The sequence below is a fragment of the Telluria sp. LT1R51-2 genome, assembly GCF_059685775.1.
Genome location: NZ_JCASIM010000002.1, coordinates 586,967 through 608,250 on the forward strand (window position 1 = coordinate 586,967; position 21,284 = coordinate 608,250).

General features: G+C 64.4%; 17 protein-coding genes. 8 read left to right on the forward strand and 9 right to left on the reverse strand.

Annotated features, from left to right (window positions below; all coding sequences use genetic code 11):
- Positions 1-17 precede the first annotated feature (17 nt).
- Positions 18-1,265, reverse strand: coding sequence for a pyridoxal-dependent decarboxylase, exosortase A system-associated (locus tag AC56LH_RS20805; protein ID WP_499649305.1), 1,248 nt, complete (start codon positions 1,263-1,265; stop codon positions 18-20).
- Positions 1,266-1,301: 36 nt separating this feature from the next.
- The gene (locus AC56LH_RS20810; protein WP_499649307.1) at positions 1,302-2,861 is read right to left on the reverse strand and encodes an acyl-CoA ligase (AMP-forming), exosortase A system-associated; all 1,560 of its coding nucleotides are present in this window, start codon (positions 2,859-2,861) and stop codon (positions 1,302-1,304) included.
- A 136-nt stretch (positions 2,862-2,997) separates the two neighbouring features.
- On the opposite strand from AC56LH_RS20810, the gene AC56LH_RS20815 reads away from it, so the two are divergent.
- Both AC56LH_RS20815 and AC56LH_RS20820 read left to right on the forward strand, forming a co-directional pair.
- Positions 2,998-4,242: an aminotransferase class I/II-fold pyridoxal phosphate-dependent enzyme gene (locus tag AC56LH_RS20815; protein ID WP_499649309.1), complete on the forward strand. Its 1,245-nt coding sequence runs from the start codon at positions 2,998-3,000 to the stop codon at positions 4,240-4,242.
- The gene (locus AC56LH_RS20820) at positions 4,239-5,273 is read left to right on the forward strand and encodes a GNAT family N-acetyltransferase (protein ID WP_499649310.1); all 1,035 of its coding nucleotides are present in this window, start codon (positions 4,239-4,241) and stop codon (positions 5,271-5,273) included. Before AC56LH_RS20815 ends, AC56LH_RS20820 begins: the two co-directional genes overlap by 4 nt.
- A 15-nt stretch (positions 5,274-5,288) precedes the next feature.
- On the opposite strand, the gene AC56LH_RS20825 is transcribed toward AC56LH_RS20820, so the two are convergent.
- The 5 genes from AC56LH_RS20825 to AC56LH_RS20845 form a co-directional block, all read right to left on the reverse strand.
- Complete coding sequence (locus AC56LH_RS20825) at positions 5,289-6,392, reverse strand: acyltransferase family protein (protein ID WP_499649312.1); 1,104 nt, start codon at positions 6,390-6,392, stop codon at positions 5,289-5,291.
- Between the two features lie 147 nt (positions 6,393-6,539).
- Positions 6,540-6,836, reverse strand: coding sequence for a hypothetical protein (locus AC56LH_RS20830; protein ID WP_499649314.1), 297 nt, complete (start codon positions 6,834-6,836; stop codon positions 6,540-6,542).
- A 140-nt stretch (positions 6,837-6,976) separates the two neighbouring features.
- The gene (locus tag AC56LH_RS20835) at positions 6,977-7,981 is read right to left on the reverse strand and encodes a polysaccharide deacetylase family protein (RefSeq protein WP_499649316.1); all 1,005 of its coding nucleotides are present in this window, start codon (positions 7,979-7,981) and stop codon (positions 6,977-6,979) included.
- Positions 7,975-9,711: an arsenate reductase/protein-tyrosine-phosphatase family protein gene (locus AC56LH_RS20840; RefSeq protein ID WP_499649318.1), complete on the reverse strand. Its 1,737-nt coding sequence runs from the start codon at positions 9,709-9,711 to the stop codon at positions 7,975-7,977. Before AC56LH_RS20840 ends, AC56LH_RS20835 begins: the two co-directional genes overlap by 7 nt.
- Positions 9,708-10,754, reverse strand: coding sequence for a glycosyltransferase family 2 protein (locus AC56LH_RS20845; RefSeq protein ID WP_499649320.1), 1,047 nt, complete (start codon positions 10,752-10,754; stop codon positions 9,708-9,710). Before AC56LH_RS20845 ends, AC56LH_RS20840 begins: the two co-directional genes overlap by 4 nt.
- A 713-nt stretch (positions 10,755-11,467) precedes the next feature.
- On the opposite strand from AC56LH_RS20845, the gene AC56LH_RS20850 reads away from it, so the two are divergent.
- The 6 genes from AC56LH_RS20850 to AC56LH_RS20875 all read left to right on the forward strand — a co-directional run bounded on the left by AC56LH_RS20850 (position 11,468) and on the right by AC56LH_RS20875 (position 18,452).
- On the forward strand, positions 11,468-13,807 hold the full coding sequence (locus tag AC56LH_RS20850) for a hypothetical protein (RefSeq protein ID WP_499649322.1): 2,340 nt from the start codon (positions 11,468-11,470) through the stop codon (positions 13,805-13,807).
- Positions 13,808-14,067: 260 nt separating this feature from the next.
- A complete protein-coding gene (locus AC56LH_RS20855; protein ID WP_499649324.1) occupies positions 14,068-14,991 on the forward strand; it encodes a hypothetical protein in 924 nt (307 codons plus the stop codon).
- Positions 14,992-15,018: 27 nt separating this feature from the next.
- Positions 15,019-16,479, forward strand: coding sequence for an oligosaccharide flippase family protein (locus AC56LH_RS20860; protein WP_499649326.1), 1,461 nt, complete (start codon positions 15,019-15,021; stop codon positions 16,477-16,479).
- Between the two features lie 35 nt (positions 16,480-16,514).
- Entirely contained in the window at positions 16,515-16,763 is a 249-nt protein-coding gene (locus AC56LH_RS20865; protein ID WP_343026025.1) for an acyl carrier protein, read from the forward strand.
- Positions 16,760-17,623: a hydrolase 2, exosortase A system-associated gene (locus AC56LH_RS20870; protein WP_499649328.1), complete on the forward strand. Its 864-nt coding sequence runs from the start codon at positions 16,760-16,762 to the stop codon at positions 17,621-17,623. Before AC56LH_RS20865 ends, AC56LH_RS20870 begins: the two co-directional genes overlap by 4 nt.
- Entirely contained in the window at positions 17,613-18,452 is an 840-nt protein-coding gene (locus AC56LH_RS20875) for a hydrolase 1, exosortase A system-associated (protein WP_499649330.1), read from the forward strand. The genes AC56LH_RS20870 and AC56LH_RS20875 overlap by 11 nt, the downstream gene beginning before the upstream one ends.
- Before the next feature lie 43 nt (positions 18,453-18,495).
- Here the strand turns inward: AC56LH_RS20875 and AC56LH_RS20880 are convergent, their stop codons facing one another.
- A complete protein-coding gene (locus tag AC56LH_RS20880) occupies positions 18,496-19,914 on the reverse strand; it encodes a right-handed parallel beta-helix repeat-containing protein (protein WP_499649332.1) in 1,419 nt (472 codons plus the stop codon).
- Positions 19,911-21,275 (reverse strand): PEP-CTERM-box response regulator transcription factor, encoded by a 1,365-nt coding sequence (prsR, locus tag AC56LH_RS20885; protein ID WP_499649334.1) that lies wholly within the window; start codon positions 21,273-21,275, stop codon positions 19,911-19,913. The genes AC56LH_RS20880 and prsR overlap by 4 nt, the downstream gene beginning before the upstream one ends.
- Positions 21,276-21,284 lie beyond the last annotated feature (9 nt).

The window sequence follows — 21,284 nt, forward strand, 5'->3', positions numbered from 1 at the left end:
TGGGCGTTAGGCCAGCCTCAGACCAGCACTTCCAGCGCCGCCGGATGGCCGAGAAAACCGGCCGGGCTGGCGCTGGCGCCGTACGCACCCGACTGGAACACCACCACCAGATCGCCAACGCGGGCGTGGGCCAGTTCCATACGCTCGGCCAGGATGTCGAGCGGCGTGCACAGCGGGCCGGTGGCCGATGCCGGGCCACTGTCCGGCGCATCGTTCTGTGCATTCATGCGGTTGCCGATCGCCACCGGATAATTCTTGCGGATCACCTGACCCAGGTTGCCTGATGCCGCCAGGTGATGGTGCATGCCACCATCCAGCACCAGGAAGACCTGGCCGCGCGAGACCTTGCGGTCGATCACGCGCGCCACGTACACGCCCGCTTCACCGACCAGATAGCGGCCCATCTCCAGCGCCAGGCGCGCCTGCGGCAGCGCCTCGGCCAGGCGCGGCAACCAGGCTGCCAGGTGCGCGCCCATCGGCGCCGGATCGAGGCGCTGTTCACCCGGGAAGTACGGAATGCCCAGGCCGCCGCCGATATTCAGCTGGCGCACGGCCAGCGGGCTCTCGCCGGCCAGTTGGATCGCCAGTTCGATGCTGCGCGACTGCGACTCGATGATGGCATCCAGGCGCAGGCTCTGCGAACCGCTGTAGATGTGGAAACCTTCGAAATCCACACCCAGCGCTGCCGCCTGGCGCAGCACGTCCGGCGCCTGCTCGGCGTCGATGCCGAATGGCTTGGCGCCCCCGCCCATGCGCATGCCGGACGACTTGAGTTCGAATTCGGGATTGATGCGCAGCGCCACGCGCGGCGCGATGCCCAGCAGATCGCCGATGCGCGCCGCGTTGTCGAGCTCATGCTGCGACTCGATGTTCAGGCAGGCGCCGGCAGCAATCGCCTGGGTCAGCTCGCCCTCGAGCTTGGCCGGGCCGGCAAAGCTGATGCGGGCCGGATCGATCCCGGTGTTGAGCGCGATGGCCAGCTCGCTGCCCGAGGCCACGTCCAGTCCGTCGACCAGGCCCGCCATATGCTGCACCAGCGCCGGCATCGGATTGGCCTTGATCGAATAATGCAGCGCGACCTGCGGCGGCAGGATCGCGCGCAGACTGGCCACGCGCGCGCTGCACAGGGCGCGGTCGATCGCGTAGAACGGCGTGCGGCCGACGCGCTGCGCCAGGCGCGGCAGCGGAATGCCGCCGACGTGCAGAACATCGTCGACGACCGGAAAATAGATCTGGGGAGCGTGCTGGGGCTTGGTGCCGGTCATGGGCTTGCGGTCAATACAAAGAAATTGGCGCCGGCGCTAGCCGGCCTGGAGGGTATGGCGGAGCAGGTTGCGGTCGATCTTGCCGTTCGGATTGCGCGGCAGTGCCTCGGTGCGCAGCACGATCTGCGCCGGCACCATGTAGGCCGGCAGCCGGCGCTTGCATTCTGCCAGCAATGCGGCGCGGTCGACCAGACCGGGATCGGCCACGGCCACGGCGACAATGGCCTGCCCCAGCGTGGCGTCGTCGACGCCGAACACCGCGACTTCACTGACCAGGCCACTGGCGTGCAGCACGCTCTCGACCTCGGTCGGGCTGATGCGGTAGCCGGAGACCTTGATCATCTCGTCGCTGCGGCCAACAAAATACAAAAAGCCTTCGGCGTCGCGGCGCACGGTGTCGCCCGACCAGACCGCCATTTCGGGCAACGGCAATGCCGGGTCCTGGCCGGGCGCCGGGCGAAAGCGCAGCGCCGTGCGCGCCGCATCGTTCCAGTAACCGAGCGCTACCAGGGCGCCACGGTGCACCAGTTCGCCCGGTTCGTCGGCGTCGCACAGCGTGCCGTCGGGCCGCACGACCAGCACCTCGGCATTCGGGATCGCGCGCCCGATCGAGCCGGGCCGGCGCGCCACTTCAGCGGGCGGCAGATAGGTCGAGCGGAACGCCTCGGTCAAGCCATACATCAGGAAGATGGCCGTGTGCGGCAGCGCCTGCTGCAGGGCCTCGACGGTCACGACCGGCATCGCGCCGCCCGAATTGGTGATGAAGCGCAGCGAGGTATCGGCCGGCCAGGCCAGGCGTGCCAGTGCGATCCACAGCGGCGGCACGGCGGCCAGGCCGGTGATGCGGTGCTCGCGCACGGCAGCAACGATATCCTTGGGGAACAGGTAATTCATGAGCACCACCGACGCGCCGCGCAGGAAGGCAGTCGTAAGCTGGCTCAGGCCATAGTCGAAACTGAGCGGAAGCACCGCCAGCAAGCGCTCCGACGCGGTGATGGCGAGGTAGTCGGCAACGCTGGCGGCGCCGGCGACCATGTTCCGGTGCGACAGCACCACGCCTTTGGGCGCGCCGGTGCTGCCGGAGGTGTACAGGATCGCGGCCATGTCAGTGTCGATGCGGCGATGCGGAACGCGCGCGTCCGGCGGCGCCTGCAATGCAGCCCAATCCAGCACCGGCAAGTCCGGTGTGCTGGTCAAAGCGCCTTCGGTGACCAGCACCGTCTGCAAGGCCGGGCATGCCGCCAGCACGGGCGCCAGCTGTACCAGGCGCTCGGGCGTCGTCACCAGCAGGCGCACGCTGCAATCGGCCAAGATGTAGGCCACCTGGTCGGGCTTGAGCAGCGGATTGACGGGCACGAACACGCAGCCGGCAGCGGCCGCGCCGAACATCGCGGCCACGTTCTCAATACGCTTTTCCATGTACACGGCCACGCGTTCGCCCGGCTGCAGGCCGCGCGCCAGCACCAGCGCAGCCATGGCCGTTACCTGGCTGGCCAGCTCGCGGTAGGTGCAGCGCTGCGCGCCGTAGACCAGGGCCTCGGCGTCGGGCATGCGTGCTGCGCTGTCAAAGATGCTGTCGTGGATCAGGTGATTCATCGCGCTCCGGGCCCTTGCCCGCTGGGAAATGGATGAGACATGGCGCCGCTGGCGGCACCCGTCATCTTACCAGTTCGCGCCCATGCGTTGGAGAAACACTGCCCGTTGGGTGTGTGGGGCGTCATGGTATATTTCGATGATGCCGAGTATACAACCCAGCGTTCCCGTTCGTCGCCTGATCCCGTCCGTTCCCGTGCTGTCGCTCGCCGCCTTTCGTGACGGAGCGGATGCCGGCCGCGCGCTGCCGTCGCTGCTCGACAATGCGCAGACGCGGCTCGTCACCAGCGGGCGCATCGCCATCGGCCTGGCGCTGCGCGCGCTGGGGGTGGGCGCCGGCGACCTGGTGCTGGTGCCGGCCTATCACAGCCCGTCGATGATTCCGCCAGTGCACTGGTGCGGCGCCGACGTCGTGTTCTACCGGGTATTGCCGGACACCTGCGCCGATCTGGCCGACATCCAGGCCAGGCTGGCCGAACACCCGGGCATCAAGGCCATCATGGTCACCCATTTTTTCGGCATCCCGCAGGATCTGGCGCTGCTACGCGCGCTGTGCGACGCGCGCGGCATCGGGCTGCTCGAAGACTGCGCCCATTGCTTCTTCGGCGAGCGTGACGGTGTCGCGGTCGGCAGCAGCGGCGACTACGCCATCGGCAGCAGCATGAAGTTCTTTCCGATCCACGAAGGCGGTTGCCTGGTATCGCGGCGGCACGCGCTTGACACGCACTTGCACTCGGCCGGCATCGGCTTCGAGGCCAAGGCTGCACTGGCAGCTCTGGAAACCAGTTTTTCCTATGGCCGCCTGCCCGCGCTGCGCGTGATCCTGGCCCTGCCCTTGCGCGCCAGGACGCTGCTCTGGAATGCCATGAAGGCCGCGCGCGCGCCGGCTGGCGCAACTGGCGCAGCCACCACGGCCAGCCTGGCGCCCTCGTCGTCGGACAGCAGTTTCAGCTTCGATCCGCACTGGGTCGACAAACGCTCGTCGTGGTTTTCGCGGCTGACACTGCGGCTGGCGTCCCATGCACGGATCGTGGCGCGGCGCCGCAGTCACTATCTGGCTTTGCACGAGGCGCTGCAGGACGCGCCAGGCTGCCGGCCGCTGTTTTCCGCCTTGCCGGCCGGCGCCTGTCCGTGGGTGTTTCCGCTGCTGGTCGACGAGGCCGACGCGGTGGCCGAACGGCTGGCGCAGGCCGGTGTGCCGATGGTGCGCTTTGGCGCCACGCTGTGGCCGGGCGTCGACGCCACCGTCTGCGCCACCAGCGTCGAGCTCGGGCAGCGCATGATCGCCCTGCCCTGCCACCAGGCCCTGCGCAGCACCGAACTGACCTGGATGATCGCCACCGTGCGTCAGGCGCTGCAGGCAAGCGCAAAGGTCGCGGCATGAGCTGGACCGTGGTGCCGGCCAGCCAGTTCAGCGCGCAGATGGCGCGCTGGGACGCACTGCACGCGGCCAGCGCAGCGTCACCGCTGCTGGCCACCGACTTTGTCGCCGCGCTGCTCACCAGCTTCACCGATGGCCGCGAACTGCTGGCATGGCATGACACAAACGGGGTCACGGACGCGATGACGATCCTGAGCCCGGGCGGCGTCGGCGTCTGGCACACCTTCCAGCCCTCCCAGGCGCCGGTGGGCCTGTGGCTGCAGCGCGATGACGGGTCGCCGGCTGCGCTGCTGCGGCCATTGCTGGCCCGCCTGCCGGGACCGGCGCTGCTCGTTGGCCTGACCCAGTGCGATCCGATGCTCATGGCGCGCCCGGCGGATGGTGCCTGCGTGCGCACGGCCGACTATATCCGCACCGCACGCATCACGCTGCGCGGCGCCGGCGGCTTCGACGCGTTTTGGGAAGCGCGCGGCAAGAACCTGCGCAGCAATCTCAAAAAGCAGCGCAACCGGCTGCGCCAGGACGGCGTCACGCCGCGCCTGGAAATATGCCGCGCGCCCGGACAGATGGCGCAGGCCGTGGCCGACTACGGCCGGCTCGAGGGCAGCGGCTGGAAAGCGGCTGGCGGCACCGCCGTCGACGCCGCCAATGCGCAGGGCCACTTTTACCGCGTTATGCTCGAAGCGTTTGCCGCGCGCGGCGCCGCCAGCGTCTACCGTTACTGGCTGGGCGACCAGCTCGCCGCAATGGATTTGTGCGTGGAAGGCGGCGACTGCATCGTGGTGCTCAAGACGGCCTACGACGAGCAGCTGGCCGGCCAGTTGTCGCCAGCGCTGCTGATGCGCGAAGAAGCGTGCCGCCAGCTGTTCGACGATAACCGCTTCGGGCGGATCGAATTCTATGGCCGCGTCATGGAATGGCATCTGCGCTGGACCGATGAGGTGCGCACGATGTACCACCTGAACGGCTACCGGTGGCCCGGTCTGGCGCGGCTGCATGCGATGCGCAAGCCGGTGCCGCACAGCGCCGCCTGACGGCCTGCCGCCGCCTCAGTCGGGGCTGATCGGCGCCACCGGGACGACGACCGGTCCGATGGGCCCCGTGGCCGGGCTCGCCACGTCCTGGTCGACTGGCTGACGCCGGCCCATCCGGATCAGCGGCAGTTCGAGGTACTGGTAAGAGAAGTGCGCCAGCAGGATCACCATGCCAAGCAAACCGAACACCACCAGTGGCGACGCAAAGCCATGGTTCGCAGTCGCCACTTGTTGCCACAAATAGATGGTGTACGAAATCTGTCCCAGATAAGCGAGCAGCGCATTGCCAAACAGCGCGCGAATGGATGGCCGTGCCAGCGGGGTGCCAAACACGACTGCACAAATGATCACGGGTGCAATGAGCGGATAAATGATATTCATCAGCCATGCCGGCAGCGCCACAAGGTGCACGCCGATCAGCAGCGCGATACCGGCGCACCAGAATGCAAAAGGTAATCGTTTGAGCAGCGGGCCCAGGCTGTTTTCATACAGCGCATACACACAGCCCCACAACATGAAAGAAAAAATCGATACATATAATGCCAGCTGTGGTTGCGCTGCCACGTGCGCAGATAAAACGATGGCAAGCAGCGCGCCGATGACGGGCAGGATTGTGCGTCGTTTCCGGGCCATTCCCAAACCAACGAACAGCATCGGGAACACCAGATAAAACTGTTCCTCGAAAGCCAGGCTCCACGTATGGCCTGCGTACCAGCCACAGTTTCCCAGCAAATTGATATTGCAGAGAAATGCTGCGGATTGGGCGAATTGGGGCGCGGTCATCTCGATGCTGCCCGTTTGGACCAGCACAGCGAGAAACAGCAGATACAGCATCAGTGGCGGCACGATACGCAGCACGCGGCGCAGATAAAAATAGCGCATGCTGACCGCGCCGTGAACGCTGACTTCTTTCACCATGCCCCTGCAGATGACATAGCCGCTGATGCAAAAGAAGATTTGCACGCCCAGTGTGCCCAGAGGATGAACACGCCAGATCAGCCCTGGCAGCACCCTGTGATAAATCGGATGGCTATATTCGATGATGTGAGAAAGAATAACGAGGAAAATTGCAAAGAATCTCCATGCATCGATATAAGGAAGACGATGAGTGTTTTTCATTGTTCTGCAAGGAGAATGTGAAAGGGTCTGACAGCAAGCACATGAACCAGATCTGCAACGACCAGCCCAGGCCAAACGCCGAATCGGTTCGCCGGGAATGCAACAAAAACGACAGTCAGAAAAAAACAGGGAGAAACCAAGTAGTAATTATATTGCGAATAAAACAATATTGGCAAGGATCATTATAGATTGCTTTTTTATTAAAAATATGCCATCTGATTCATTGCGCATAACGCTGCCTGCAAAACCACGCTTTGCGTCTGCTCGAAAATGACCATGCCGGGTCTGCCGATAAAACAGGCGAACGAAAAGATACAATGTTCCTTCTTCGATAAAAAGAAACCCGTCGCTCTGGTGGTCAAGGAAAATGGCGGAATAATCCGATGGAAATCGGGTGCCAACAACTTCAAATGTTACATTGACAGTGCTTGTTGATGCTGCCAAACCATTGCATAAACACGATGCGGAAGCGCGATGCAGAATCGGATTGCCGCCATTGGCATCACGGTCGTGACCAGATGAAAGTGTGGTGTAAATGCTGCACCCGCAGCGCGTTGCTGCAGGTGCAAGGGAGTAGAGACCGTTCAGGCCTGCAGGCGCGCCGCCAGCCCTGTGATGCTCATGAATTCGCCGCCCAGCTCGTCACGGAACCACGTGCAGTAGTCGTGCACGGTCGCAATGAAGCGCTGCAGGTCGGCGTCGGTGCGCACATACGGCGTATGGCCGGGCACCATCGACGGGCTGTGATACGTCAGCGAAAACACTTCGCAGCCGGCGCCGCGCAGCGCGCTGCTCAGGCGCCGCAGTTCGGCGCCGTTGGCCGCTTCGGGGCTCAGGCGGATGCGCTCGAGGGCGCCGCTGCGCGACAGGATACCGCCCATGCGCAGCTTGCGCGCCCAGCCTTGCTGCGCCATCTCGTACAGCGCCGGGCCCTGCGCGCGTAGCCAGCCCGTATAACCGGCCGTGTTGGGCAGCTCGAGCAGCCTGCGGCCGCCCGCTTCGAACGTGTACGGGTGTTCGTCATAGGCACGGAAATCCGGGCCGCCATCGTCGGTAAAGGCCGTGTAAGGCACCACGCTGGCATCGATCTGATAGCCCAGATCGGCAATCGATTCGGCCGTGTGCGCGCCCAGACCATAGCGCCCGGCCTTGAACGTCGTCGGCGCGCGGCCGAACGAGCGTGTGATGGCGTCGGTCAGCTGGCGCAGCTTGTCGTACTCGAGCTGACGCGGCAGATTGCCGGCATACGAATGGAAAGTCGAGACCTCTTCGTCGTGCGGTGGCGAGACCCACGGATGCAGGTGGGTGCCGATTTCACAGCGCCCCGCCTCCATCATGCCGCGCAGCACGGCCACCGAAGCCGGCGTGGTCGCCACCGGCCAGTCGATCACGTAGGTCGGCACGATGCCCAGGCGGTCGTAGACCCGCTCGTGCATCAAGGGCTGGCCCGCGATCGAACTCGTGCCGACGCTGGCGCGGTCGAAGGGCTTGGTCCAGTCGAATTCTTCCTCGGTGTCGATCACGACGACCAGGACAGGACGGGCGCCGGCGCCCAGGCGCGCCGGAAGATGGCTGGTTTTTCTTAGCATGGACGGGAGTCTCGTACTGGGTTGGCCGATACCGGCGCTGCCTGCGCGAGTGCGGTGAGGCACTCGTCGATGCGGCCATAGGTCGCATTGAACGTGCTGGCATCCTTGCCTTCGGGGTCGAGGATCTGGCAGTCGCTGCCGGCCGCGGTACAGGCCTGACCAAGCAGAAAGACGCGGTCCCTGAGGTCGGGATAACGTGCCGCGATGCTCTCGAGATTGATCTGGTCGAAGACGATCACCAGATCGGCCGCTTCGAGCATGGCGCGGCTGGCGTGGCGCGAACGGTGTGTCGACATGTCGACGCCCCGCTGCGCCGCCGCCGCGATGGCCACGGCAGGCGAACCACGCCGGTTACGGGGCAGCATGCCTGCCGAATCGAACTGCGCACTGGCGCCAAACAACTGGCCTGACTTGAGATGGGCATAGCTGCTGCGATTGATGTTCCCCTGGCAGACATACAGCACGTTCAGTGGCCGGTTCGGGTTGGCGGCAAACAGGCTGGCCATGCGCGCCGACAGGGATTGGCCCGCCTGCGCCGTGGCGCGCCGCTTGAAGCGGCCGCCGACGAGTTCGCGCAGTTCTTGCCAGCCGGGACCTGCATCGTCGAGCACCAGGGTGTCCTGGTGCTCCCTGCCAATCAGCACGCGGTGGAAGCTCCAGCCCCAGGCCAGACAATGCAGCGCCAGGCGGACCGGGCGGCGTGCCAGGCGGGCGGCGCCTGCCCTCGCCTGCCACATGTCGAGGATCAGGTTGCGACAATAGCGCCCCGCCGGGTAGTCCACCGGCGTGGTCGGCTCGCCCAGCGCCAGCAGGCGATACAGGCGGTACGGGAAATCAACGCCGATCGACACCGGCAGCGGCAGCGAGCCCCACGGGCGCGCATTCACCTCGATCAGGATCCAGCCATCCGTGGCGGGATCGACCTTGAATTCGAACATCGCCAGGCCCGTGTAGCGGCTGGCGCGCACCATGCGTTCGACCGCAGCCAGACGTTGCGGATCGAGCGGCGCGCTCTTGCGGTAATAACTGCTGCCGTTCATCTCATGCGCGCGGTGGTGCTCGAACGCCTGCAGCACGGCGCCATCGTGGCACAGCACCGACACGCCCAGGCCGAAGCCGGGGAACATCTGTTCCAGCAGGATCGGTCCGGCGCCATGGTCGTGGCGCGCCAGCCAGGCGGCCAGTTCGGCGCGCTCACCGATGATGCGCGTGCTGGTGCGCACGTACAGTTCCGGCATCGCGTACGACATCGGTTCCTTGATCACGACCGGCAAGCCGAATTCGGCCGCGATGCCGTCGGCCGTGTCGCTAACGGCGAGCAGGCGGCCGGGCGCGACCGGCACGTCGACCGACTGGGCCAGCGCACGCGTGCGCACCTTGTCGAAGTAGATGTCGAGTGCCTCGGCCGATGGAATCGCCAGTGGGCAGAAGGCCCCCAGCGCATCACGGTGCAGGCACAGCGGCAACAGCCCGCGCTCGTCGCACGGCACGACCAGTGAAAAGTCATGCTCACGCAGCAGCGCCAGCACGGCGTCCAGCCAGGCCTGGCCGCCGTCGAGGTAGTACGGCAGGAAATGGGTCGCGTGGATGTAGCGCGACGCCAGCGCCGGCGCCCGGAAATCGAACGGCGCCACGTGGACTTCGAGCCCCTGGCGCCCGAGCGAGCGCACGGTCGACAGGAAGCTGCGCGTGTCGTCGCCGATCACGAGGACCTTGTTCTTGATGCTCATGCCTGGCCCTTGCGCAACAACTGACGGCAGCCAAGCGCTGCCGTATACAACGCCCATTTGAGGGACACGCGCGCGGCCAGCGCACGGCGGGCATATTGCCAGCCCAGCGCGTGCTTGCCTTCGCTTGACCAGTAGCGCGACAGACGGCGCAGGATATCGCCTTCATACGACAGGCACAGCGCGCGGATTGCCGTGCTGTCGACCTTCATCGCGATATGCTGCGAGACGAGCGCCGACAGCAGCCAGCGCTCGGCCTCGGAAAAGCGGCGCGAGAGGTTGTTCTGGCGCGACGGGTCAGGCACGTTGTGCTGGGCGACGACGTCGGGATTGAAGAACACGGCGCGCGCCGCATCGGCTGCGCGCCAGAAGAAATCGCGGTCTTCTTCATATGACGTGCGGGTCCAGAAGCCGCCGATCGCCTGGGCGGTCGCACGGCGCAGGGCCAGGATATTCAGTTGGGCAAAGCCGCCGGCGCGCACCAGTTCAGCCAGTGGAATCCGGTAGCCGCGCGCATGGGTGCGCGGGCGGCCGGCAACCATCCCGACCAGGGCCGGCAACCAATCGGCGCGCTCGGTGGCGCCCAGATGCGAGACGGCGATCTGGTTGGCGATGTACAGGTCGACGTCTGGCAGGCTGTCGAATACGTCGACCATCGCGGCCAGGTGGGTGTCGCCCGTCCAGAAATCGTCGTCATCGCAGAAGGTGATGAGGTCGCCCGTCGCTGCGTCGATGCCGGTGTTGCGTGCAATCGATGGGCCATAACCCGGCCCGCCTGCGGTACCCAGTTCGATGACACGGAAACGTTCGTCCAGGCGGTCGAGCATGGCGGCACATGCCTGACGGCTTGCCGCGTCGGAACCGTCGTCGACCACGATCACTTCGAACGCATCGAACGTCTGGCTGCGCATGCGCATGAGCATCCGTTCGAGCAGGGCGTGCCGGTTGCGCGTCGGGACAATGACCGAAACACGGCATCCGGGAAGTGGATCACGGCGTGCCAGAAGGCTGCTTTCAGTGGGACGGTCGGTAGCGCGGGATGACAATTCTTCGCCTTCGGTGCGTTAGAGTGCGGCAGGCCAGCGCCGCGGAAAGAATCTTGCCATCCTAACACACACGGAACCCGGCACACATGATTCGCGCGGCGTGGACGGGCAGTGCAGTACACGGTCGCGACCGCCAAATCACCTCAGCATGAAGTGGCGTATCGGGAGATGATGCATAAAAAATTTACCGCATATTCACACACCGGCAATAACAATAAATAAATTACTGTTTCCTATAATTAACTGTCAGTGCAATTAATACAATTGACTAAATTGATTATCTTAAGCGCGTCCGGTGGAATAGATAATCACATGAACGAATGATCAAGAATTCTCATTAGAAAATTTTCTGATTAATCGTGGTAGTTATGGAACACCATGATTCATGCCTGTTTGATTACCCGCCAGAAGCGCCGTCTCCAGCGGCGCCGCCCAGTGCGGACGGCCTCTACCCCTCATTTTTGGAATGGACATCAGCGATGACGCATTGCACATCTTTTAATTCGTATGGCTGTTCATCAATTAAAGCGTATTTGCGCTTGACACATCGCTATTTAATTATTGCATTACTCGCGTTAACTGTTGTTTTCGTGTGGAAACAAATCGGAGTTGGGGAGAATCAGAAGACACAAATGATGGATCAGGGTAAAGTTAAGTTCTTCGAAGAAATTCTTTCCTTGGCGAATCAATTGCCCAACTACACGAATTCTCATATGAACACTCTGACTACATTTGCTGCGAGCGACGAAACGAATTTCGCGCTGCACCCTGCTCAAGTGCTCGTGCGCAGCACCAGCACCCGGATCATCACCGCCATGTGCACCGTTATGCTGACCGCCTGCGGCGGCGGCGGCGGCGGTGGCGATGTCATCAGTGACACGACCTCGCTGGCCAAGACGGTGACTGCTTTCACACCAAAGACTGCCACGCCTGCCACCGGCACGCCAGTCTCGCCAGCCACGCCAAGCGACCAGGCGACTGGCTTGACGCCACTCGTGGCCGGCGAGCTGGTGACCGACTTCAGCATCCAGAACACCGGCGCAGCCCAGAAGCAGGTGCCATTCACGTTTGGCCAGGTCATCATGCAAGGCCAGATGAACGTGAAAGAAGGTCTGGCAGCCAAGTTGCCAGACGGTACCCTGCTGCGCCTGCAAACCGACATCAAGGCCACCCACGCAGACGGTTCGGTACGCCACGTGGTCGTGTCCGGCGTATTGCCGGAGCTGGCCGCCGGCCAGACGCAGACTCTGCAGCTGGTCAAGTCGTCCACGTCGCTCAAGAGCAGCGAAACCGTGCAGACCCTGGCCAAATCGGGCCTCACCAGCACAGTGACCATCACCCTCAATGGCGAAAAATACACCGCGTCGCTGGCGGACGCGCTGGTTGCCGACACGGCGCCACGCAACTGGCTGTCCGGCAATGTGGTCAACGAATGGCACTTGAACGCGCCGCTGAAAAACGCGGCCGGCGTGACGCAATCGCTGCTGACGGCGCGGTTCGACGTGCGCTGGTATTCGGGTCTGGGCAAACAGGCGCGGGTCGATGTCGTGGTCGAAAACACCAAGACGTTCGTTCCTGGCGGTAAATTGACCTATGACGTGAATGTCGAAGTCGGTGGCCGCTCGGTCTATGCCAAGTCGGCACTGACCCATTATCACCATGCGCGCTGGCATCAGGCGGGTTGGTGGGACGCCGCGCGCGTGCCGGTCATGGACGTGAAACTCAATGGCGCCTACATGATTGCCACCAAGGCCGTCTCGAACTACGACAGCCGAGTGGTGCCGTCGAATAATGAACTGAACAACATTGCCGGGCGTATCACGGCCGACAACACCGGCCCCATGACGATCGGCCCGATCGTGGCGTACATGCCGACTGCGGGTGGCCGGGGCGACATCGGTCCGCTGCCAACCTGGTCGGTGATGTACCTGCTGTCGATGGACAAGCGGGCACGCAATGCGATGATGGCCGCAGCCGATGGCTCGGGCAGCTGGTCGATTCACTACCGTGACGAAAAAACCGGCTACCCGGTGCGCACCGATAACGATGCCAACAAGAACATCACGACGCACTGGAACCTGCGTGAATCCGGTCCTTTGCCGGTGCCGCGTTACGTCAACAACAACGGCGCCCTGGGCGATACGCCGTTCGAAGCCGATACGGCGCACCAGCCATCGCTGGCCTACCTGCCGTATCTGGTGACGGGTGACTATTACTATCTGGAAGAGCTGCAGTTCTGGGCATCGTCCAACCCGCTCGGCACATCGCCAGGCAATCACGGCGACGGCAAGGGCCTCGTCCGCTGGCAACAACTGCGCGGTCAGGCCTGGTCGCTGCGCACGCTGGGTCACAGTGCTTACATCACGCCGGACAATCACCCTCTGAAGGCGTACTTCACCAAGCAGCTCGAGAACAACCTGGACTTCTACCATGCGACCTATGTCGTGGGGAATCCGAACAAGCTGGGCGTGTACGACGGCTCGGGTGAAAATGCCTTCCAGGTCGATGCCTCGGCGCCATGGCAGGACGACTTCCTGACCTGGAGCTTCGGCTACCTGTCCGAACTGGGCTTTGCCAAAGCAACCCCGATCCTGCAGTGGAAAGCGAAATACTCGGTTGGCCGCATGACGGCGCCAGGCTACTGCTGGATCCAGGGCGCCGCCTACGGCCTGAAGTTCCGCGATTCGCCAAGCACCCCGATCTACGACAGCTTCGAAAAGTTGTACAAGGCTAACTATGACGGCAATGATTACTACAACGACGATGGCCGCAAATTCACGCATGCCAGTGGCTTGAAGTACATCGATCAGCCGTGCAACAGCCAGGCCCAGGTCGACTACCTGACGCTGGCCCACGGCTTCCAGTGGCAGAAGGGGCGCATGACCGGCTATTCCGACTCGTCGATTGGCTATCCGTCCAATATGCAGCCAGCCCTGGCAGTCGCCGTGGCCGCGGGCATCCCGAATGCCACCGAAGCATGGGCGCTGCTGGCTGGCCGTAGTGCACCACCGTACTACCCGGATGCACCGCAGTGGGCCATCGTGCCACGCTAAGCGTCCCCTAGCAGGTTTTCTGGCCGGGCCTTCGGATACACCGAACGCCCGGCCAGTGCGCATCCGGGCGGCGCAAATGATCGCCTGGTTGCCGTTACCTTTCGATCACAACAATCTCGACCGGGTACCGCGTGTGGTGGTCGTTGCAGCTTATAATGTCATGCGTATTAGCAAGAAATACACTGGTTAGTGTGTTTTTGCCAATGTTCAAGAAACAGGCGTCGAGCCTGAAGCTATTGTCAAATCAGGAGTTTGTGTACATGTCGTTGATGAACAGAGTCATCCAGCGAGTCAAGCGCGATTATTTCAAGGGCCGACACCACAAGGTGGCCCTGAAGATCATGGAAACCAAGCCTGCTCCACGGGGTGATCTGCCCTTCATGCTGCTGTCGATGGTGCAAGCGCGCGACGTCCACGTCTATCTGGTTGCTGTCAAATCGTTCATCCACTTCCTCAATCCGCAGCGCATCGTGGTGGTCTGCGATCCGTCGATCAACGAAGCCGATCGCGCTGTGCTCAAGCAGCACGTGCCGCATATCGAGCTGCGCCGCGCCGATGAATTCACGCACCCGGACATCCCGCGCGGCGGCACCTGGGAGCGCCTGTTCGCGATCTCGGAATACGTGCGCGACAATTATGTGATCCAGCTCGATGCCGACACCCTGACGGTCCAGCCCATCCCCGAAGTGCTCGAGGCCATCCGCGCCGGCAGCGGTTTCGTGCTGGGTGAAATGCCGGACACGCCAGTGCGTTCGCTGCAGGCAACGCGCGAAAACGCTTTGCCGTGGATCAAGCCTGGCGCCCACATCCAGGGGATCGTTGAAACCGAAATGGTCTCGGTCGGTCTGCCGGACAATGCCCGCTACATCCGTGGCTGCTCCGGGTTCTCCGGTTTTCCGCGCTCGGACACGATGCGCGAGACGATGCTCGACTTTTCGCGCCGGCTGGGTGGCAAGTTCGGCGAGCGCTGGCGCGAGTGGGGCACCGAACAGATCACGTCCAACTACGTCGCATCGAACATGCCGGGCACACGCGCATTGCCGTTCCCGAAATACGCCACCCCCGACATGGCGACCGCCGACACGGCATTCTTCCACTTCATCGGTTCGATGCGTTTCCTTAATAACAAGTATGAAGTGACGTCCCGTCAAGCCATTGGCCTGATCAGTGGCGTCCCCGCATAGTCCGATCGTCACCTGGTAACACGCTGTATGGTAAATCTGCGCCGCTCGCTGGTCATCAACTTCTTCTCCTCGTCCGGCGCAGCACTCCTGCAATTCATTGTCAGCGTGCTGCTGGCGCGCATGCTCAGCCCCAGCGAAATCGGTGTCTATTCGATGACGGTGGTGTTCGTGAACCTGGCCCACGTGTTCCGGGACTTCGGGGTATCGACCTACCTGCAGCGTGAGTCGGTACTTACACCAGACAAGATTCGCTCGGCCACCGGCGTCGTGTTTACGACCTCGTGGCTCATCGCCACCATCATGTTCCTGGCCAGCGGCTGGATCGGGCGCTGGTTCAACGAGCCCGAGATCGTGCCGGTCATGCAGGTGCTGGCCATCGGCTTCCTGTTCATTCCATTCGGCACGGTCACCAATGCGTTGCTCACCCGTGAATTTGCCGCCGAAAAGCAGGCCATCGTGATGGCCGTGGGCACCTCCAGTTTCTGCATCAGCTGCCTGGTCCTGGCCAAGCTGGGCTTTGGCAGCATGAGCCTGGCCTGGGCGAACCTGATCAATATCCTGGCCTGCGCCATCGCGTACATCCCGCTGCGGCCGAAAGACATGCCATGGACCCCGTCGTTCCGGCACTGGCGCGGCGTGGCCCACTTCGGCCTGGGCTCGCTGCTGACCAGCTGCACCGTGGCGATCAACAATGCCATTCCCGACATCCTGCTGGGCAAGCTGGGCTCGGCGCGCCTGGTTGGCCTGCTCAGCCGTGCAAATTCGACGGTGACCATTTTTACCTATGTCGCCGGCTCGACCGTCAATTACGGCGCCGTGTCCTATCTGGCCCAGACCTACCACCGTGGCGAATCCCTGATCCCGACCATGAGCCGGGCGACGGCGCTCCTGACCGGCGTCGGCTGGCCGGCGCTCGCGCTCACAGCCCTGCTGGGCCATGAAATCGTACTGGCGCTGTACGGCGCGACCTGGCTGGCCAGCGTGCCGGCAATCCTGCCGCTGACGATTGCTGCAGCAGTGGGCATGACCTTCAACTACATCCACCCGGCCATCGTCGCGATTGGCCGGCCGTACCTGAGTGCGATCCCGGTCCTGGTCACGCTGGCCACCCGGATCGGCTTCGGCGTGGCCCTGTTCGACGGCGGCCTGACCGGCTTTGCCTGGGCCCTGTGCTGGGCGTCGCTGGCCGCCACGCCGATCGTCATCATGCAGCAGCAGCGCTACTTCCACTGGGGCCTGATCCCGTTATTGCGCGCCATGGTGCCAAGTGCCTGGGTGGCGGCCGGCACGGCGGCGGCGGGCGCGCTGCTCAATCTGGTCATTCCCGCCGACTGGCCGGCGCTGGTGCGCCTCCTGGTGATGCTCACGCCACTGGCCCTGTTCTGGTACCTGATGCTGCGCGTTACCCGCCACGAATTGCTGGACGAGGTGCACCGCATGGCCGCCACGGTCAAGATGAGACTGGGTCGGCTGCTACCGACTGTATAATTCGATCAAGGTTCCTCCAGACGAGAATGACGATTATGTACTTCGACGAAGTAAAGACCATCCTGATTGATGTGCTGGCCCTGGGTGAGTCGGGTCAGCACCTGAGCGAAGATTCGCCCCTGCTGGGCAGCCTGCCGGAGCTCGATTCGATGGCCGTGGTCAGCCTGATCGGCGCCCTCGAAGAACGTTTCGGCATCGCCATCGACGACGACGACATCAGCGCCAGCACCTTCGCCACCCTGGGCACGCTCGCTGCGTTTGTCGCGCAGAAGCAGGCCGAATGACAGCCAGCCAGGTTACGCCCCCTGCCGAGCCGTTCTTTTTAAAGATCGGTGCAGGCCAGCGCTTTTGCCTGTTTCATCCGCCGCACGGTCCATGCCGTGGTGCGGTGCTGTACGTGCCGCCGTTTGCCGAAGAAATGAACCGATCGCGCCGGATCGCGGCGCTGCAGGCGCGCGAGATGGCGGCCCTGGGCTATGGCGTGCTGCAACTCGACCTGTACGGCTGCGGTGACAGCAGCGGCGACTTCGGCGACGCACGCTGGGCCATCTGGAAAGACGATCTGGCGGCCGGCGCGCACTGGCTCGAGACGCGTCTTGGCCAGCCGCTGCTGCTGTGGGGCCTGCGCCTGGGCGCCCTCCTGGCGCTGGACTATGCGCGCACCGCGCAGCACCCGGTCAAGGCGCTGATCCTGTGGCAGCCGGTGCTGAGCGGCTCGGCCTACCTGACCCAGTTTTTACGCCTGCGCACCGTTGGCGCGCTGCTGGCCGAGGGCGCGTCCGGGAACACGGGTACCGCCGCCCTGCGCGCCTCGCTGCAGGCGGGCGAAACGCTCGAGATCAGCGGCTACGACCTGGCGCCGGCACTGGCCGCCGCCATCGACGCGCTCCCGGCGCTCGAAGACTTCACGCCGGATTGCCCGGTGCACTGGTTCGAAGCGCTGGGCATGACCGGCCAGGGCGCCTCGCCCGGCGTGTCTCCCGGCGCAGCACGCGCCAGCGCCGCCTGGCTCGAGCGCCAGGTCGACCTGACGCTGCACCAGGTGCAGTGCCCGCCCTTCTGGACCACCCCCGAAATCACGATCTCGCCCGCCTGGCTGGCCGCCACGTCGACAGCATTGCAGGAACCCGCGCATGGACATTGAAGAACGGGTCGTGACCTTCGAGTGTCAGGGCGACAGCCTGTATGGCGTCGTCAACCTGCCCGAAACGCCGGGCACGCGCGCCGTGCTGGTGGTGGTGGGCGGGCCGCAATACCGCGCCGGCAGCCACCGCCAGTTCACGCTGCTCGCGCGCAGCCTGGCCATGAACGGGATCGCCGCCATGCGCTTCGATTACCGCGGCATGGGCGACAGCGAAGGCGCCGAGCGCGCATTCGGCGACGTGCAGGACGATATCGCCGCGGCCATCGATGCGTTCATGGCAGCCGTTCCCGGCGTGCGTGAAGTGGTGTTGTGGGGCCTGTGCGACGGCGCCTCGGCCGCCATGATGTACGCGCCGCTGGACGCGCGCGTGAGCGGCGTGGTGCTGCTCAATCCATGGATCCGCACGCCCGACAGCATCGCGCGCACCACGCTGCGCCACTATTACCGCGACCGCCTGGTCGACCGCGCCTTCTGGGCCCGGGTGCTGCGCGGCAGCTTCAACTACCAGCGCTCGCTGGCTTCGATGTTCCAGCTGGTGCGCACCGCGTTCGGCTCGGGGACAGCGCCGCGGACCACACTGGCCCTGCCGGACCGGATGCACGCCGGCCTGCATGCGTTCAGCGGCCGGGTGCTGGTGATCATCAGCGGCGCCGATCTGACCGGCCGCGAATTCTGCGACCTGGCCGAGGCCACGCCGAAATGGCGCCAGCTGCTGCAATCGTCGCGCGTCACCCAGTACCGGATCGACCGGGCCGACCACACGTTCTCACGCCGCGTCTGGCGCGACCAGGTGGCACAATGGACCGGCACCTGGCTGCACAGCTGGTAATACAGCTGGTAATACAGCTGATAACGCAGCTGGCAAGCGCCGCTCAGCGGACCTGGCGCGCCAGGCAGCCGCTAAAATCATCGAACGCGCCATAGGTGGCGCTGCGGCCGCGCTTTGCACCGCACAGATCGATGCCACCGACCGCGCTCCCGTCGCGCTCGGGTACCCCGCCCCGCCACGCCAGATCGCCGCTGCCAGGTTCCGCGAACAGGCTGCGCACCGGGTGGTAGCCGACATAACTCTGCCACAGCGCCGTGCTGCGGTTGTCTTCCAGATGCAGCAAGCCGCCGTCGCGGCTGCGGATCGCGCCATCGACCAGATTGCCGTCCAGGCGCGCACTGCTGGTGGCATAGCGCACGTCGATCCCGCCCGTATCGAGCAAGGTGTTGTCCACGACGCTGCTGCGCGCTGCGCTGTTGAGATAAATGCCGACGTCCGAACAGCCCATCACGAGATTGGCGCGCAGTGTGCCTTGTTCCTGCTCGGTGATGCAGCGCCCGTCGCGGCACACGGCCGCGCCGGTTCCGCCGCCGCCCAGCGACAGGCCCACCCGCTGGCCCGGCCCGCGCAGCGTGCGCTCGCACCACACCAGATTGCGCTCGAAGACGTTGCCGCTGCCAGCGCCCTTGGCGAACGCGCCATAGCTGACCATATCGCCCTCGCCCTTCAAAAAATCGCTGATCAGGTTGGCGCGGATCGTCCAGCCGTTGGCGGCGACGAGGTCGATCGGCGTGACCGGGTTGGAGGTCTGGCGCACGCGCGTCGCCGTCAGCGTGTTCTGTTCGATCAGGCCGTCGTCCGGGAAGCGCCCCTGTTCGCCGTTGATCTTGATGTGGGCATTGAAGTCCGTCAGCGTGTTGTTGCGCGCGACGAAATGGCTGGCCGCGCCCACCACGTGGAACGCGTGCTCGCAGTAGCGATCCTCGGCGCATACGCCGCGGATGGCCAGGTTCTCGAAACGCCAGTGCGGCGCCTTGACGCGAAAGCCTTCGACCAGATCGAACTCGAGCTGCACGCTGCCTGGCTGTGCCGCCCGCACGACAATCGGGAGACCGGCGCGGCCAGGGCGATTGACGTCGAGCGGCGCGCCGCCGAACCGGTACACGCCCGGCAGCAGCGTGATCGTGTCGCCCGGGTTGGCCTGCGCCAGCGCCGCACGCAGCGCGTCCGGCGTGGCGACCGCAATCGTGCCGGCAGCATCGACGCCGACCGCGCCCGGTTGCGCACCCAGCGTCACCGCAAGCGCAGCCGGCAGTGCCGGTTCGCCCCGATCGAGCCGCAGCAGCAGCGCCGCACTGGCCTGCCCCGTCTTGACGATCATCGGGTTGTGGCCGCTGGTGCGTTTTTCGATGTACGGCGCCAGTGCGCGCGGCGTGACGCCCACCCGTTCGACCAGGTACGCCGCACCGATGGTACCCACCGCCAGCAGCGCAAGGGCGCCGGCCACCGCCTTGCCCATCATGTGCTGCTCTTGATGCCGTGGCGGTTCATCAGGTCATACATCGTCGGGCGGCTGATCCCCAGCATTTCCGACGCCTTGACGATATTGCCGTCCACCCGCGCCAGCGCCTTCACGATGGCGCCCTGCTCGGCCTCATCGCGCACCTGGCGCAGGTTCAGCGGTTCCTCGACCGGCGTGTCGCCTTCGGGCAGACCCAGGTCGTCGGCCACGATGGTCGGCCCATCGGCCATGATCACGGCGCGCTTGACGCAGTTTTCCATCTCGCGCACATTGCCCGGCCAGGCGTAGCCTTCGATCGCCGCGATCGCGTCCGGCGAAAAATGCAGCGTCGGGCGCGACTCCTGGGCGCAGAACTTGTTCTTGAAGTGGTGCGCCAGCAGGGCCGCATCGCCCTGGCGGTTGCGCAGCGGCGGAATCGTCACGACAATCTCTGACAGGCGGTAATACAAGTCTTCGCGGAAGCGCCCGGTGCTGCACAGTTCCTTGAGCTTCTGGTGGGTGGCGCAGACGATGCGCACGTCGACGGCGATTTCTTCGTGGCCGCCGATACGCTCGATCACACGCTCCTGCAAAAAGCGCAGCAGCTTGGCCTGCAGCGCCATCGGCAGGTCGCCCACTTCATCGAGGAAGAAGGTGCCGCCGTGGGCCAGTTCGACCTTGCCCTTGGTCTGCTTGGCTGCGCCGGTGAAGGCGCCTTTTTCGTAGCCGAACAACTCGCTCTCGAGCAGGTTCTCGGGGATCGCGGCGCAGTTGATGGCCACGAAGCGCTCCTTGGCGCGCGGCGAAATCGCGTGCACCGCGCGCGCCAGCACTTCCTTGCCGGTGCCCGATTCGCCCAGCAGCATGACCGAGGCCGAGGTTGGGGCGACCTTCTCGATGCTGCGGCACAGCTTGAGCATGCCGGGGTCACGGCTGATCACGCCAGCCATCGGCGAATCGGCCTGGCTGGAGGACATGCGGCGGTTTTCTTCCTGCAGGTTGTGCAGGAAGAACGCGCGCTGGATGACCAGATTGAGCACTTCCGGCTCGGGCGGCTTCTGGTGGAAATCGTAGGCGCCCATGGCGATCGCCTTGACCGCATTGGCGCGGTCCTGGTTACCGGTGAGGACGATCACGCGCGTCTCCGGCGCCAGCGCCAGGATCTGCTGCAGCGTGGCCAGCCCTTCGGTCGAGCCATCCGGGTCGGGCGGCAGGCCCAGGTCCATCGTGACCACGGCCGGCTCATGGCGGCGGATCTGCGCCAGCGCGCTTTCGCGGTCGTCGGCGACCACCACGTCATAGGCGTCGAAACTCCAGCGCAGCTGCTTTTGCAGGCCCGGGTCGTCTTCGATGATCAGCAGTTTCGGTTTATTTTGGCTCACGGTTATCCT

What these genes read in the sequence shown, in the direction of transcription:
- AC56LH_RS20840 (WP_499649318.1), bottom strand. Translation starts at nt 9,711, where the DNA reads ATGAGCATCAAGAACAAGGTCCTCGTGATCGGCGACGACACGCGCAGC.
- AC56LH_RS20820 (WP_499649310.1), top strand. Translation starts at nt 4,239, where the DNA reads ATGAGCTGGACCGTGGTGCCGGCCAGCCAGTTCAGCGCGCAGATGGCG.
- AC56LH_RS20805 (WP_499649305.1), bottom strand. Translation starts at nt 1,265, where the DNA reads ATGACCGGCACCAAGCCCCAGCACGCTCCCCAGATCTATTTTCCGGTC.
- AC56LH_RS20875 (WP_499649330.1), top strand. Translation starts at nt 17,613, where the DNA reads ATGGACATTGAAGAACGGGTCGTGACCTTCGAGTGTCAGGGCGACAGC.
- AC56LH_RS20835 (WP_499649316.1), bottom strand. Translation starts at nt 7,981, where the DNA reads ATGCTAAGAAAAACCAGCCATCTTCCGGCGCGCCTGGGCGCCGGCGCC.
- AC56LH_RS20870 (WP_499649328.1), top strand. Translation starts at nt 16,760, where the DNA reads ATGACAGCCAGCCAGGTTACGCCCCCTGCCGAGCCGTTCTTTTTAAAG.
- AC56LH_RS20860 (WP_499649326.1), top strand. Translation starts at nt 15,019, where the DNA reads ATGGTAAATCTGCGCCGCTCGCTGGTCATCAACTTCTTCTCCTCGTCC.
- AC56LH_RS20825 (WP_499649312.1), bottom strand. Translation starts at nt 6,392, where the DNA reads ATGAAAAACACTCATCGTCTTCCTTATATCGATGCATGGAGATTCTTT.
- AC56LH_RS20855 (WP_499649324.1), top strand. Translation starts at nt 14,068, where the DNA reads ATGTCGTTGATGAACAGAGTCATCCAGCGAGTCAAGCGCGATTATTTC.
- AC56LH_RS20865 (WP_343026025.1), top strand. Translation starts at nt 16,515, where the DNA reads ATGTACTTCGACGAAGTAAAGACCATCCTGATTGATGTGCTGGCCCTG.
- AC56LH_RS20880 (WP_499649332.1), bottom strand. Translation starts at nt 19,914, where the DNA reads ATGATGGGCAAGGCGGTGGCCGGCGCCCTTGCGCTGCTGGCGGTGGGT.
- AC56LH_RS20810 (WP_499649307.1), bottom strand. Translation starts at nt 2,861, where the DNA reads ATGAATCACCTGATCCACGACAGCATCTTTGACAGCGCAGCACGCATG.
- AC56LH_RS20815 (WP_499649309.1), top strand. Translation starts at nt 2,998, where the DNA reads ATGATGCCGAGTATACAACCCAGCGTTCCCGTTCGTCGCCTGATCCCG.
- AC56LH_RS20850 (WP_499649322.1), top strand. Translation starts at nt 11,468, where the DNA reads ATGAACACTCTGACTACATTTGCTGCGAGCGACGAAACGAATTTCGCG.